Raw genomic sequence first — 15,037 nt, 5'->3', positions numbered from 1 at the left:
AGTATTTCGTCAATTTTAAGTGGTCTTTTGAAAAGTAGTCGAAAGTGTCATAATAGAAATGTTGTAGAAAACATTGAAGAAGGGAGAAGCAAAATGTCTATCCAAAAACCAATGAATTATAACAAAATAACAACCATATTTTTTATTGCTGGAATTATCGTTATGAGCAGTTTGTATACTGCTATCCCGTTAACGGCAGAATTTGCGAAAGACTTTAAAATTCCACAATCAATTGCAACGTTAAACGGTGTTGCATTTTCCATTACATATTCAGTGAGTTGTTTGTTTTATGGTACTATTTCAGAAAAATATGGACGTATTCGCACTATATTATTTGGTATTAGTGGGTTAGTGCTTATTTGCTTAGTTATAGGATTTGTACATTCTTTCACGATACTTGTTATTTTAAGAGCCATACAAGGCATATTTGCTGCTACCTTTTCACCCATATCTATCACATATGTCACAGAAACCTACGCACCGGTTAAACGTATGACTGCAATCAGCTTTATTAGTACAAGTTTTATGCTATCCGGGGTTATTGGTCAAAACTTAAGTGAAATTATCGTTGGCTTTTCTAATTGGCACATGGTTTATTTTACGTTAACGGTGCTTTATATTATCCTAGCTTTCGTTATTCTTAAACAAATTCCTGAAAGCCCAGTGAAAAATCCAAACATTCAATTACTTAAATTCTTTAATAATTTTAGTGACTTTAAGACAAATAAAGCAGTGCTACTATGTTATGGTGTGTCGCTAACACTATTAACGATGTTTATTAGTATGTATACAGTGTTTAACAATTACGTCACGTCCGATACGATTGGTGGAAATGAAACGACTGCGATTAACGCTAAATTGTTCGGTATTATAGGTATGCTATTGTCACTTGTAGCGGGGCGTATTAGCGACCGCATTGGCGTTAAAAATCTTATCTTAGGTGCACTGATTGTGAGCACAGGTTCGCTTATCTTGATGTCTATGACAACGAATATCGTATTACTCATTTTTTGGAGTGTGCTATTTGTAAGTGGCATTGCCTTCGCAATCCCATCAACGATTTCTAAAGTAGGGTTAACCGTGAATGGTAACCAAGGCTTCTTTTTATCAGTTAATACATTTATTTTATTTTTAGGTACAGCGATTGCACCAATTTTAAGTATTGTGTTAAATGCGATTTCAAGCTTTACAATCCAGTTTAATATCATTGCCGTCATTGGCATTATGGCTATCATAATTGCTTTATGCCTGCCACGTAGGAAGAATGAAGTAAGATAACATTGAATAACCGCTCACTTTATTTCAATTTCAAACTAAATAAGTTCGATGTTGCTTACTCATCTTATCGGCACAGCATAATTAGCAGGTAATCAATTTGTGAAAAAACAAAACTTTCAAACGTAGACGTAAAATTGTAATTAAATTGAATAGAACAGGGGATAACATAGTAAGAGGTGATTTTAGTGGATAGATCATTGTTGATTTCAAATGCAATAAATCTTGTTTTGATGATCATACTCATTGTATTCAATATGGTTAATATAGGGGTTTGGCCAATGGTCATACTAGCACTATTAATCATTGCTAATAGTATCTTCATGGTTTATAAAACAGCAGGAGATAGAAAACGGAAGTAATCAATTAAAAAGCAATCTCACGCCTGGTTTGTGTGAGATTGCTTTTATTTATTATGGCAATTTAGAGATGTTTCAAGCACGTTGTTTAATGTTTCAAGCACGTTGTTTAATGTTTCAAACACTTCTTCAACATTGTAATTGTAGTCATTTTCGACCCAACGGCGTAGTACTTCTATTACGCCACTACTATAAAAATCCGCCACAATTTCAGGATGTTTACTTTCTCTAATCTTTTGAGTGAGTAGATCATCTTTGTGATTTGAGGGGTTTAACATCATATCACGACTCACATTGGTTAAGCTTCTAAATACATCAGCTTGACGTGATGATACTAATAAATGCTTGAAAATCTTTTTATTATTGCCAATAAAGTATATAAAATCTTCAAACGACTCTGGTGTTGTAATATCGGCTGACGTGTCACCTTTAGCTATAATTTGTTGAGTAATGAAATCAGGTAGGGTGTAGAGTAAATCGTATTTATCTTGAAAGTATCTGTAGAACGTACTACGGTTAATCTCTGCAATATCGCAAATTTTTTGAACAGTGATTTCATCAAAGTGATAATCATGTAACAGTACAAACACAGTTTCATGAATATGTTTAATCATACGTTTTTGATTTGCTGACGGCATTATCTGATGCTCCTATATCTTTAATCTTGTCAGATAGCCTGACGTAATAAGAGTAATTTATCACAATAATCTTGATTTTTCCAAACATTGCAACTGATAGCACGTTTAAAATAGGTATAAAAAAAGAGTAAATAACGCGCGTCATACGCTTATTATTATAAGAGATTAAATATAAAAAGGGGAAGTGATACTGAGTTCAATATCACTTCCCCACAAGGATGATTAGAACTGAGTAATACTTGATTTAAGTACCTCTCAATTCAGTCAGCTACTACGACTATAAAATGTAGCTTTAATATATTTATATGCTTGATTAAACAAGTGTACCCCTTTGATTTAATGTTTCTCAACGCTCTGATTAGTTCATTTCAATACCGTCTAACCATTCATCCACTTTATTATCATTGTCGTCCACGTAGTCTTTAGCTACTTGTTCTGGATTTTTATTATTAACAAAGATTTGTTTAGCTAATTTTTCTTCATCAGATTTACTCCAGTCATCTGCGATACGTGTAGCAATTGTATATGCAGCAGGATGTGCTTCTTCAAAGTCTTTGTTGAATACTAAATCAATATGTTGATTGTTATTACCGTAAATGTTGTCGGGATCTTTCAACATTTTAACGTCTAACTCTTTAGAGAACCAACTTGGTTCCATTGCTGTGAAGACAATTGGTTTTTGTTGTTTATAAGCTGATTGAATTTTTTTGAATTGTTCTTGGTCAGAGCTTTCTTTCAAGCTATATTTATCAAGATTGTCACTATCAAGTTCATCTTTCGTTTCTTTCATCACACCATTACGTGCATCTGTGCCTTGAATTGTCCAATCTACAGATTTACCGAAATCACTATCTTTTAAGTCACTAATTGAATCAACGTCTTGTACATATTTAGGTACTGCTAAGCCAACTTTTGCGTTATCAATTAAATGTTTGTCATCATAAATAGTTAACTTACTTTTGAATTTATCGTAATAACTTTTATCAGTAGTAGGGAAGATACCTGATGCATGGAATGAATCAGCGTTCTCTGAGACAGCAGCATATAATGGACCGCTTGCTGTTACAGGTGTAGTCGTTACATCATAACCTGCTTTTTTCAATACTTCTGCTATCACTAGTGAACGTGGTGTGGAATTATCACTCGCGATATAGGGTATTTCGATTTCTTTATTACCAAGCGATGTTTGACTATCGTCAGATGAACCACTACCGCTACCACTATTACCACAAGCACTTAGCACTATGGCTAAGGCAAGTGTGGCTAGTAGTCCTATCACTTTCGAACTACGTCGTTTTAACATAACGTGTTTCCTCCTTTGTAATCATTAGTCTCTATATTCGTCATCGTGACGATGCTCAGATGGTCGGTTATATCTATCGTAAACACCTTTATTATTTTCACGAGCGTATAACATAAGTGCTTTAAATAATACATCTTGATCGATATTGCTATCAGTTAATTCTTTATAAAGATGAGTTGTTTTGTCGAAATTTGAATTGTGCTCATGATGACGGTCGTTGTATTGTTCATCATTGTTATAACGATTTTCATCATGTCTATCATATTTGTCTCGATCGCGACGCGCACGGTCATTGTATTTATCGTGCTGACTATGGTCGCCATTTTGCGTGTAAAGTGACGCGTAATCAATATCATCATATTGGTTATCATGGTAATGATGTTGGTGCGTGCGGTTGTCGTGATGATGACCTAAATGTACAGAACGATTATAATCTTCATCATTATAGTTGCGATTATCGTGACGGCTACCATTTTGATAACGATGATCTTGTTTGTCTGGGCTAGCGTATTCACCATGTCTATCATTGTCATGACCTTTTTCAGAAGATGCGTCTTGATGTTGATCTTCTTCTAAAGCTTTACCTTCTACATCAATATTTGGCAATACTGAACCTAACCATTTAGGTAGGTACCATGAAGCTTTGCCAAACAGTTTAGTTAGCGCAGGAATCAATGTCATACGTACGACAAATGCGTCGAATAAGACACCAAATCCAAGTGCGATACCCATTGATTTGATTGCACTATCATCTTGGAAGACGAATGCAATGAACACACTGAACATGATGAGTGCTGCTGCTACGATAACAGGTCCACTTTCTTTAATACCGACGCGAATTGAATGGTCATTGTCACCCGTCTTGCTGTATTCTTCATGGACACGTGTCATTAAGAATAACTCGTAGTCGATGGCAAGTCCGAATAACAAGCCAATTGTGATCACTGGAAGGAATGCAAGTAATGGTCCTGTATTTTCAATTCCGAATAAGCCACCCATAAAGCCGTTTTGAATAACTAATGTTGTGAAACCTAATGTAGCCATTAATGATAGGATGAATCCTAGTACTGCTTTTAACGGAACTAAGATTGAACGGAATACAATCATTAATAAGAAGAATGCTAATACAACAATAACGCCAGCGAATACTGGAATAGCGTTATTTAATTTTTCGGACATATCGATATTAATGACGCTTTGTCCTGAAATTTCTGTACTATAGTCATATTTTTCTTGAGCTTGACTGTGATAATCACGTAAGTCGTATACGAGATTTTCTGTAGACTGAGCGTTAGGTCCTTTTTCAGGAATAATTGTGAATAGTGCGTAATTGTTATTGTCAGTCAATTGCGCTTTTGACACGGTATCTACATTGTCGATATCTTCTAAATCGCTACGCATATTATTTAAGTCACGTTCGATAGTGTTTTTACTGCCACCATCTTTTGTATTAACTAACATAACGATTTGTCCGTTATAACCTTCACCAAAGTTATCTGAGATCAATTTATAAGCTTTATACTCTGATGAATCCGTTGGTTTTAAGCTGTCATCAGGAATACCTAAACGCATACCACTCACTGGAATCGCAGCTAAGATTAAAATAATTAAACTCACAATCACTGCAATAACTGGTTTGCCTACAATAAATTTTGCCCAAGGGTGATCTTTAGGATCTTTACTTTTAGATGGTTTATCTTTAATTTTAATGCTCTTATGGAAGATACTAATCAGTGCAGGTAATAATGTTAATGCTGCTAATACTGCGAATAATACACTAATTGCTGAAGCGAATCCCATTACCGCTAAGAAATCAATGCCTACGAGTGATAATCCACAAACAGCAATCATAACGGTAAGACCAGCAAATATGACTGCACTACCTGCTGTGCCAACTGCAGTTGCAATAGCTTCTACTGTGTCGACACCTTTTTTCTTAAGTTCTTTAAATCTGAATAGAATAAAGAGTGAGTAGTCAATACCAACAGCTAAACCAATCATTACGGCTAGTGTAAGTGTGAAATTTGGAATATCAAAGATATAGGTTAATAACGCAATGATACCAACACTTGAACCTAAGCCGATGATTGCACTAATAATTGGCATACCCGCTGCAATCAGTGAACCAAATGTAATAAGTAAAATTACAAATGCAACGACGATACCAACAATTTCAGATGTACCACCAGGTTCAGCATTCATAGCGCCACCTTGTGTTTTCTCGATTTGAACATTATGGTTATCTGTTACATCTTTTAATTCTTTATCGATGATATGTTTAGATGAATCTTTTAATCCAGTTTGTGGAACGACGTAACTTACGTTAGCAATCGCAGTGTCACCTTCATCGTTAACTTGTCCAGTGTCGTATGGATTTGAGATGTTTTGGATGTAATCATCATTTTGTCTGATGTTATCTAGTGCATCTTCAATATCTTTCTTCGTATCTTTATTATTCAATCCATCATTCTTATTAGAATGAAAGACAATTTTCATCGAGGCTTTTTCACTATCCTGATGAAATTCTTTACTGATTTTGTCGTTTGTGTCTAATGACTTAAGGCCGTTCATAGTAATGTCACTATCAAACTTAGGTGAGTTGATCATTAAAGGCGTAATAATGACACCTAGAATGACAAGCCATCCTATGACACTTAGCCATTTGTTTTTAGCTATAAATTTTCCTAATTTATATAATAGCTTTGCCAAGACATTTCCCCCTATTTCATTATGATTTTATTTGCTTAACATGTAGATAGTGTGTTGATGAATTGTGAGCAAGGATGTTACATCGCCATCGTAAATTAAGCTTATTTAAAATGTTACATTTGATAATGTAACAAGTTATACCCTTGTTCGGTACCATTAAAAGTTTTATGACGTTGGAAAATGCAACACTTTGGAAGAAATGTTGGTGAAAATAGCATGATTTCATGGGGATAATAAAAAAACAGGTAACCGTTTGAAGCTGGTGTACCTGATGATAGGGTGTATGTATTAAGTTGTGGTTATTTTATTAAATCAAACAGGAGAAGTAATGCGCCAATTAATACGAAAATAACGCCTGGAATATAAATTTTTTCTCTAAGATCAATGTCACGCTGGTATGCAACAAATCGACTAATACCGATTAGAATAAGACCTAGGAGTAATAAGATGATGGAAAGAACGAGCATTAACATTGCCTCCTAATCAATAATATACAAAATAGCAAATTGATTAATATGAATATCTTTCATTCAAATCTATTATATTATGTGAACACATATTTTTATAGCAATTTATTAATATGATGTAAAATTGTTATTATTTTTTAGAATATTTATTAACAAACTTTATACTATCTTAATATTTTATAAATATAATAATAAACTGATTTTTCAAACTATAAGTATTTAAATTGAATGAATGAGTCATCAAGGAACATCGTCATCGGAATAGTACGTATATAAAAAAGCAATCACGTTAACGAAAGTCTAATCAACGTGATTGCTAAGGTATATGAAAGTTATTTAGTGTTATATATTAACGTAATAAAGTCTTGAATGATTGTAGTCAGATGTCTATCATTACGATAAACGAGTGATATATAACTTGTCGTTGGGGCGTTAGGCAATTGTTTACTAATAATATTAGGATGATGACGAATGGCGTTTTCACTCACTAAACTTAAGTAATTAGAATCTTTAATCGTTGCTAGAATACTGCTAATACTATTTGTTTCCATATGGACATCTAAGTTGATAAAGTTCTTTTTTCGCCATTCATTAATACTGTCTCGAGTTGAACCACCGTTATGTATAATGAAACGATAGTTATTAATATCCTCAATCGTACATTGTTTATGTTGAGCTAGCGGGTGACGTTTATCCATAGCAAGTACTAATGGGTTGTCGTGAAGACGTTTAACTTGTAGTTCACTTTCGTTAAACCCTTTTTCGGCTATGACAGCAATATCAATTTTACGGTTTTTGACTTGATCAATAATGACTGGTGCGGTATCTACCATTAAGTTAATGTCTATATTTGGATGTTCATGCATATAGTTTTTAAAGGTTGAGGGCAAAATACTATAAATCGGTGCATGACTAGCTCCAACTCTCAATGTACCTCGTTTAGATTGCTTAAAATCATCCATCATATCTGTTGTTTCTTCAATTAAATTAATCATTTTAGTCGCATTTCGATAAAGTAATTCTCCGGCTTCAGTCAGGTTGAAATGTTTACCTTTCTTGAAATAGAGTGGTAAACCGCATTCTTTACTTAAGTTTTTTAAATGAAATGTTACTGTTGGTTGTGTGATGCCGAGCTTTTCAGCGACGGCGTTTTCATTTTGTGCTTCAACGAAATGTTTAAAAATGTGTAATTGCTTTGTATTCATAAATTGATTCCCCAAAATATATATTTTGTTTATACTATTTCCTATAATAAATAAAGAATTTTGAGGACACGTTAATAATTTGTTTAAAGTTAGTTAAACAGTGGTTTTATATTAGTATGCATTTAGTAGTAGGTTAGGAGAGAAGACATATGAAAGAAAGGATACTGGTGGTTTCTGATATTCATGGACATCGGAAAGCGCTTGTCTCTCTTTTAAAAGCAGTAAATTTTAATGCTAGAAAAGATCAACTGGTTTTAATGGGAGATTATGTTAATAATGGTCCTGACTCATTTGGTACTTTAAAGTTAGTGAAACGGTTAAAACGTCGAGGTGCACGCGCGTTAGCTGGAAACCATGAGATGCGTTGGTTGGAAAGTAAAGATAAAAAAATTAAACGATGGCATAAGTTTTTAAGAGAATTGTCTACGATTGAGGTTATCGATGATTACATATTTGCGCATGCTGGCATTGATACGTCAAAGCCTTTAAATAAACAAATCAAAGAATACACAACGGGGCATTATAATCACAATTTAAATAGAAACATCCCTAAAAATAAATATTTAATCCATGGTCATATCCCTAATTATCGCTATGGTCTTAAAAATGATGAGTTATATCAAAAGAAAAATATATTAGATATTGATACAGGTGCAGGTCATAATAAATTCTTATCGCTTATAGATTTAACGAATGCGTATCAATATTCTGTTAAGGTCACAGATATGAGTAGCATTAACACGAAACGTATTAAATTATAAACATTTGTAATTAGTCAAAAAAGAAAAGCGTGTATTAGATTTCAATAAAAAGAAGTATAAGTTTTAAAATAAATGTTATATAATGTAGTGGAATATTAATAAAAAAGGGTGACATGCGTGGATAAGCATAAACAACATTCTAAATTCAGTTCGTACTTAAAAGTGTCATGTTCAGTATTGTTAATGAGTGGCACATTCGTAGGATATGGATTTACAAAGGATAGCTTTGCGCAATCAAATGACCATGCTAACAACGCTTCAAGTGAAGTGAAAACGGTTCAAGGCCAACTTGATTTAGCGATAGATAAAGCGAAGACGAAAATTGATCGTTTAAAACACTTAAAAGCGAACGAAATTAAAAGCTATAAACAAGATATTGAAGATGCACGTAACCAATCTGAAATAGATCAAATTGTAAGGGATGCACAAGCAAAAAATCGTATATCTGATGAAGAAAGTACTGAAGAAGCGGATAACAACGAAACACCTTCAACCTCTAAACATTCGTCAGTAAATGAAGAAAATCAATTAGATGAATTAGATAAAATCATCACAGATTTAAATACTTTATCTGAAAAGGTTGATACTCGTCAACAAAAAGATGGTTTGGAGTCAGAAGAAACAGTTAATGATCATGAACAGTTAAGTAGTGATCAACCATCAACGTCTGGAGATTCAAACTATTTAGAAAAAGAAAGTGATGATACGTCCGTCTTAGATAAATTAGACAATTTAAAAAATGATGTCGAATCAGTCAAAGACAATCAGCATACATCAGTGGAAGATACTGAAAAAGATATAGAATCTACGACGCAAGATACTCAATCAGCAGGATCTTCTTCAGAAAATACGGCACAAACTCATTCAGATGGACGTGTTATAAATGATGTTAAAGAAATGGATAAAGAGGATGTCACAAATCATCACGCAAACACGAATCATTCAGAAAGTGATGCTCTTAACGCATTGAATGATAAGTTATCAGCTACTCAAAAAATTGACCAAGCTATTTCAAAAGTAGAAGGTGCACAAGACAATACAGCTGAGCGATATAGTAATCGTAAACTTGAGCAATTAAGACAACTCGAACAACAAGTAAAACAAAACCAAAATTTGACAACTAAACAGAAACAAAATGTTGAAAATGATATAACAAATGTTCGACAAGATGTTAAAGCAAATCGAGATACAATTCTTGATCGCCTAGAACAATCGAAAGATAAACGAGCAACAGTTGACCAAATCATCGGAAGTGTCTTTAGTAAAAATGAGGCACAACATATAGCTAAAGAGATTAACACTAAAGGTCAATCAGATAAGCAAATTACAGATCAAGTGATGAAACAGCTAGATCGTTTGAAAACGACGACAAGCGATGACATCTTAGCATCCATGTTCGACCAAGCACCAGATAAAGAAGTGTTAATTAAAACATTACTTTCAACGCGTTTAGGCAATAGTGAGGCATCACAAATTGCGAAGCGACTTGCTAAAGCACAACTGTCTAATTCAGAATTAGTCAATAAAGTGAAACAAGAAATCAATGCACAACGAACAGTGACTGCAGATGATATTCTGAAAGATGTTCTCGAAAAATCATCAGACCGTAAACAAACGATTGAAACGTTGTTAGCGACAAAGTTAAATCAGTCACAAGCGAAAGCATTGGCAGATATCATTGCTAGAGCACAAACAGGTAAAGCAAACACGTTAGATTTAGTGAAGAATGCATTAAATGGTACTGCGAGCGATTTACTTCAACTACAAAATCAACTCGACAATGCCAAAAAGAAATTAAACTATATCTTAGCACCGATTACACAAAGACCATCATTACTTGACCGTATTAATGGTACTTCAAATCACACTACATCTAACTCAAACCTTCTTAACCAAGGGTCTCATGTATTAGATGGATTAACTGGTGGCAGTCTATTAAATGGCCTTAATTCAGGTGGTCGTCTTTTAGATAATATTGAAGACATTCCTAATCCAGTACAAGGGTTATCTTTAGGACATTTAGGAAATGATGATGGCTTTTTAAGTGGCTTATTTGATGATGATGGTAATATATCTTTACCTAATACTGGGGAAGTAGTTAAGAAATCATGGTTACCGATAACCATGCTATTAGTGGTAGCGGGTGGCACATTGATTTGGTTAGGTCGCCGCAAACGACATCATACAAAACATTAAATATAAACTTATATTGTAAGTTACATTGCACACGTAATGTAGCACAAACTAAACTGAGAAAGTGCTTATAGCAAGCTTTTCTCAGTTTTTTTATGATTATAAACGAATTTAATAGAGCTATGAGGAATGTTGACCCTGACTTGCGCATTTCAATTATGAAAAGGTGAATCGCAAAAGAAAGCGCTTGCACAATTTACCAAAAATAGCAAGCGAATTTCGAGGAATTATTGGTAAAGTTGTGTGAAATAATTATGAATTTATCTAAAATATTTACATTTTTATATATATTCATATTGATTGTAAATTGCATTAGACATACACTAATAGTGGAAAAAGAAATTGATAACTTTTTCACAAAGTCACTTATTTGACATATTTCAACAAAGTATAAGTTTTAAATGTGTAAGCATTTTCATAGATGAAAATACTTGAAGGGGTTGAAACGCATGACACATACTAATGACGTAACTAACAGCACCAGCAAAGGACGGAAAAAACGATTCTCGCTTAAGATGCCCGGCGCATTTACTATTTTATTTATTTTAACTGTAATTGCGGTTATGGCAACGTGGATCATACCAGCTGGTGCTTATTCTAAGTTATCATATGATGGCGGTGCGCAAGAATTCAAAATTGTTGATGCGCATAATAAATCAAAAACAGTCCCTGGAACACAAGAGCAATTAGATAAATTAGGTGTAAAAATTGATGTAGACCAATTTAAATCAGGTGCCATCAATAAACCTATCTCAATTCCTGGAACATATGAACGATTAGATCAAAATCCTGCTGGACCAGACCAAATTACATCAAGTATGGTCAACGGTACGATTGAAGCCGTAGACGTAATGGTATTTATTCTCGTATTAGGTGGACTGATTGGTGTTGTACAAAAGAGTGGTTCATTCGAATCAGGACTCTTAGCACTGACTAAAAAAACAAAAGGTCATGAATTCTTACTTGTATTCATGGTATCTGTATTAATGGTATTAGGCGGTACGCTTTGTGGTATTGAAGAAGAAGCGGTAGCATTTTATCCAATACTTGTTCCAATCTTTATTGCAATGGGATATGACTCAATCATATGTGTTGGGGCAATCTTCCTTGCGAGTTCTGTAGGTAGTACATTCTCAACTGTTAACCCATTCTCAGTTGTTATCGCATCAAATGCAGCGGGTACAACATTCGTTGACGGTTTATACTGGAGAATCGCGGGCTTAATCGTAGCTACAATATTCACAGTAGGTTATTTATACTGGTACGCTAAAAAAATCAAAAAAGATCCAAAAGCATCATATACTTATGAAGATAAAGCTAAATTCGAAAAACAATGGTCAGTTATTAACGATGATGGTGCTGAAAAACCATTTACATTACGCAAAAAAATCATTTTAATTTTATTCATTCTACCATTCCCAATCATGGTGTGGGGCGTTATGACACAAGGTTGGTGGTTCCCAATCATGGCCTCAATGTTCCTAGCATTTACGATTGTAATCATGTTAATGGTTGCATTAGGTAAAGATGGACTCGGCGAGAAAGTCGTCGTCGATGCATTTGTTGAAGGGGCATCAAGCTTGGTAGGGGTATCACTTATCATTGGCTTAGCACGTGGTATCAATATGATTATGAATGATGGCTTAATCTCAGATACAATCTTGAACTTCAGTTCATCACTTGTACAGGGTGTAAGTGGACCAATCTTCATTGTAATATTGTTGATTATCTTCTTCTTCCTAGGTTTCATTATTCCATCATCTTCTGGATTAGCAGTACTCGCAATGCCAATCTTTGCACCACTTGCTGATACAGTAGGAATTCCTAGATTTGTAATTGTTACAGCATATCAATTTGGTCAATATGCAATGCTCTTCTTAGCACCAACAGGATTGATTATGGCAACATTACAAATGTTAGACATGAAGTACTCTCATTGGTTGAAATTCGTATGGCCAGTCGTTGCCTTCGTATTCATCTTCGGTGGTGGCATGCTAATCACTCAAGTATTAATTTACTCTTAATAAATGAATTATGAAAATAGATACTGCCAACAAAGTTTTAACTTTGTTGGTAGTTTTTTTAGGTAGTTTTAATTAGCTGTCTTATAAACATTCTTTAAAGAATATATTGCTTGTAGATTTAAATATTTGTATAAAGTATGGACATAATTATGAAAAAATTTTTCATTTTTAATTATAATATTGATTAAAATTTTCTTTAGTATTATATTTCTATTTAAGAAAGCGTTGTCATGCGAATTAAAGTTATTATATTTTAAGGGAGATAATCTAAATGAATAAGCTATTTGAGAAAGCACAACAATTTGGGAAATCGTTTATGCTACCAATTGCTATTTTACCCGCAGTAGGCCTATTGCTCGGAATTGGAGGAGCGTTGAGCAACCCTAATACTGTTAAAGCATATCCATTTTTAGATATTACACTATTGCAAAATATTTTTACACTTATGTCTTCAGCCGGAAATATTGTCTTTCAGAACTTACCAGTAATATTTGCTATTGGTGTAGCTATAGGATTAGCACGTAGTGATAAAGGCACAGCAGGTTTAGCTGCACTAATCGGTTTTTTAATTATGAACGCGACTATGAATGGAATGTTACAAATTACAGACGATTTAGCTAAAACAACTGAATTAGCTCAAAAAGGTCAAAGTATGGTATTAGGTATCCAAACCATTGAAACGGGCGTATTTGGCGGTATCGTAACAGGAATTCTAACAGCGTATTTACATAACAAGTTTAATAAAATAGAGTTACCTGCTTATTTAGGATTCTTTAGTGGATCTCGTTTTGTTCCAATTATTACAGCGGTTAGTTCAATTTTCTTAGGGGTAATAATGTTCTTTGTTTGGCCAACAGTACAAAGTTGGATCTTTAATGCAGGTGGATTAGTTGAAAAGACTGGAGCTATTGGAACCTTCTTCTTTGGATTTATATTACGTTTACTGGGTCCATTCGGTTTACACCATATTTTTTACTTGCCATTTTGGCAAACAGGACTTGGTGGTTCATTAGAAGTAAATGGACATATGGTACGAGGTACACAAAATATCTTTTTAGCTCAATTAGGCGATCCGAGCGTCACACATTATTTCTCTGGTATATCTAGATATATGTCTGGTCGATTTATAACAATGATGTTTGGACTATGTGGTGCAGCATTAGCTATCTATCACACTGCTAAACCAGAACATAAAAAGGTTGTTGGCGGGTTAATGCTATCAGCAGCATTGACTTCTTTCTTAACAGGTATAACTGAACCATTAGAATTTTCATTTTTATTTGTTGCACCCGTGTTATATTTAATTCATGCTTTTTTAGATGGTTTAGCATTTATGATGGCAGACATATTTAATATTACTGTGGGACAAACATTTAGTGGAGGATTCATAGACTATATACTATTCGGTGTACTGCAAGGTAATTCAAAAACGAATTACTTATGGGTTATACCAATCGGAATCGTCTGGTTCTGCTTATATTACATTATTTTTAGATTTTTAATTGTTAAATTTAATTCCAAAACCCCTGGACGAGAAGATAAAGCACAAGTTGAAAGTGTTGAAGTTACTGAACGTGCTGATACTATTATTAAAGGTTTAGGTGGAGCTACTAATATTGAAGAAGTAGACTGCTGTGCTACTAGACTTAGAGTAACTTTAAAAGATGGCTCATTATTAAATAAAGATACCTTAATGGCTACAGATGCTAAGGGAGTCATAATTCGTGGTAATGGCGCTCAAATTGTCTATGGGCCACATGTTACAACTATTAAAAATGAAGTCGAAGAAGTATTAGAGCAACAATCTTAAAACATTGATCTTATAAATATTTAGATAAGTGAAAAGGTAATTTCTATTGAAATAGCATAGAAATTACCTTTTAGTTGCTTTAAGACTAATAGTGAGACAACCACATAAATGAACATAAGTGCTCACACACTTGCGTAAATAGTTCTAAGATAGATGACGAAGTGTAGTTGTGTAGACTCCTATGTTTATTATTAATGAACATAAGTGCTAGCGCACTTATGTAAGAAATTCTAAAGATGAACTACGAATGACGTTGTGTGCTGGGGTTGAGGAACTTAAGTGTTTACACACTT

General features: G+C 33.9%; 11 protein-coding genes. 6 read left to right on the top strand and 5 right to left on the bottom strand.

Features of this window, described 5'->3' with window-relative positions; translation table 11 throughout:
* The first annotated feature begins 99 nt into the window (after window positions 1–99).
* On the top strand, window positions 100–1,278 hold the full coding sequence (locus AK212_RS02545) for an MFS transporter (RefSeq protein WP_174841354.1): 1,179 nt from the start codon (window positions 100–102) through the stop codon (window positions 1,276–1,278).
* 185 nt (window positions 1,279–1,463) lie between these two features.
* Entirely contained in the window at window positions 1,464–1,637 is a 174-nt protein-coding gene (locus AK212_RS13580; protein WP_156305027.1) for a hypothetical protein, read from the top strand.
* A gap of 44 nt (window positions 1,638–1,681) precedes the next feature.
* Here AK212_RS13580 and AK212_RS02540 read toward each other — a convergent pair whose 3' ends face one another.
* The 5 genes from AK212_RS02540 to AK212_RS02525 form a co-directional block, all read right to left on the bottom strand.
* On the bottom strand, window positions 1,682–2,272 hold the full coding sequence (locus AK212_RS02540) for a TetR/AcrR family transcriptional regulator (protein WP_053029029.1): 591 nt from the start codon (window positions 2,270–2,272) through the stop codon (window positions 1,682–1,684).
* A 358-nt stretch (window positions 2,273–2,630) separates the two neighbouring features.
* On the bottom strand, window positions 2,631–3,575 hold the full coding sequence (locus AK212_RS02535) for a glycine betaine ABC transporter substrate-binding protein (RefSeq protein ID WP_053029028.1): 945 nt from the start codon (window positions 3,573–3,575) through the stop codon (window positions 2,631–2,633).
* Window positions 3,576–3,599: 24 nt separating this feature from the next.
* Window positions 3,600–6,284, bottom strand: a complete 2,685-nt coding sequence (locus tag AK212_RS02530) for an MMPL family transporter (protein WP_053029027.1) — start codon at window positions 6,282–6,284, stop codon at window positions 3,600–3,602.
* Window positions 6,285–6,583: 299 nt separating this feature from the next.
* Window positions 6,584–6,751 (bottom strand): hypothetical protein, encoded by a 168-nt coding sequence (locus AK212_RS13575; protein WP_174841335.1) that lies wholly within the window; start codon window positions 6,749–6,751, stop codon window positions 6,584–6,586.
* Window positions 6,752–7,083: 332 nt separating this feature from the next.
* Complete coding sequence (locus tag AK212_RS02525; protein WP_053029026.1) at window positions 7,084–7,956, bottom strand: LysR family transcriptional regulator; 873 nt, start codon at window positions 7,954–7,956, stop codon at window positions 7,084–7,086.
* A 149-nt stretch (window positions 7,957–8,105) separates the two neighbouring features.
* On the opposite strand from AK212_RS02525, the gene AK212_RS02520 reads away from it, so the two are divergent.
* The 4 genes from AK212_RS02520 (at window position 8,106) to AK212_RS02505 (ending at window position 14,744) form a co-directional block, all read left to right on the top strand.
* Window positions 8,106–8,717 (top strand): metallophosphoesterase, encoded by a 612-nt coding sequence (locus AK212_RS02520; RefSeq protein ID WP_053029025.1) that lies wholly within the window; start codon window positions 8,106–8,108, stop codon window positions 8,715–8,717.
* Window positions 8,718–8,834: 117 nt separating this feature from the next.
* Window positions 8,835–10,913: an LPXTG cell wall anchor domain-containing protein gene (locus AK212_RS02515; RefSeq protein WP_053029024.1), complete on the top strand. Its 2,079-nt coding sequence runs from the start codon at window positions 8,835–8,837 to the stop codon at window positions 10,911–10,913.
* A gap of 446 nt (window positions 10,914–11,359) precedes the next feature.
* A complete protein-coding gene (locus AK212_RS02510) occupies window positions 11,360–12,934 on the top strand; it encodes a YfcC family protein (protein ID WP_053029023.1) in 1,575 nt (524 codons plus the stop codon).
* A gap of 271 nt (window positions 12,935–13,205) precedes the next feature.
* Window positions 13,206–14,744 (top strand): PTS transporter subunit EIIC, encoded by a 1,539-nt coding sequence (locus AK212_RS02505; RefSeq protein ID WP_053029022.1) that lies wholly within the window; start codon window positions 13,206–13,208, stop codon window positions 14,742–14,744.
* The last annotated feature ends 293 nt before the right edge of the window (window positions 14,745–15,037 follow it).

The sequence above is a fragment of the Staphylococcus borealis genome (assembly GCF_001224225.1).
Classification (GTDB): Bacteria; Bacillota; Bacilli; order Staphylococcales; family Staphylococcaceae; genus Staphylococcus; species Staphylococcus borealis.
This window is presented reverse-complemented; position numbering and strand designations above follow the sequence as displayed.

Excerpts from the sequence above, each read along its gene's own strand:
- AK212_RS13575 (WP_174841335.1), bottom strand. The coding sequence starts at position 6,751 with ATGCTCGTTCTTTCCATCATCTTATTACTCCTAGGTCTTATTCTAATC.
- AK212_RS02525 (WP_053029026.1), bottom strand. The coding sequence starts at position 7,956 with ATGAATACAAAGCAATTACACATTTTTAAACATTTCGTTGAAGCACAA.
- AK212_RS02505 (WP_053029022.1), top strand. The coding sequence starts at position 13,206 with ATGAATAAGCTATTTGAGAAAGCACAACAATTTGGGAAATCGTTTATG.
- AK212_RS02535 (WP_053029028.1), bottom strand. The coding sequence starts at position 3,575 with ATGTTAAAACGACGTAGTTCGAAAGTGATAGGACTACTAGCCACACTT.
- AK212_RS02520 (WP_053029025.1), top strand. The coding sequence starts at position 8,106 with ATGAAAGAAAGGATACTGGTGGTTTCTGATATTCATGGACATCGGAAA.
- AK212_RS02510 (WP_053029023.1), top strand. The coding sequence starts at position 11,360 with ATGACACATACTAATGACGTAACTAACAGCACCAGCAAAGGACGGAAA.
- AK212_RS02540 (WP_053029029.1), bottom strand. The coding sequence starts at position 2,272 with ATGCCGTCAGCAAATCAAAAACGTATGATTAAACATATTCATGAAACT.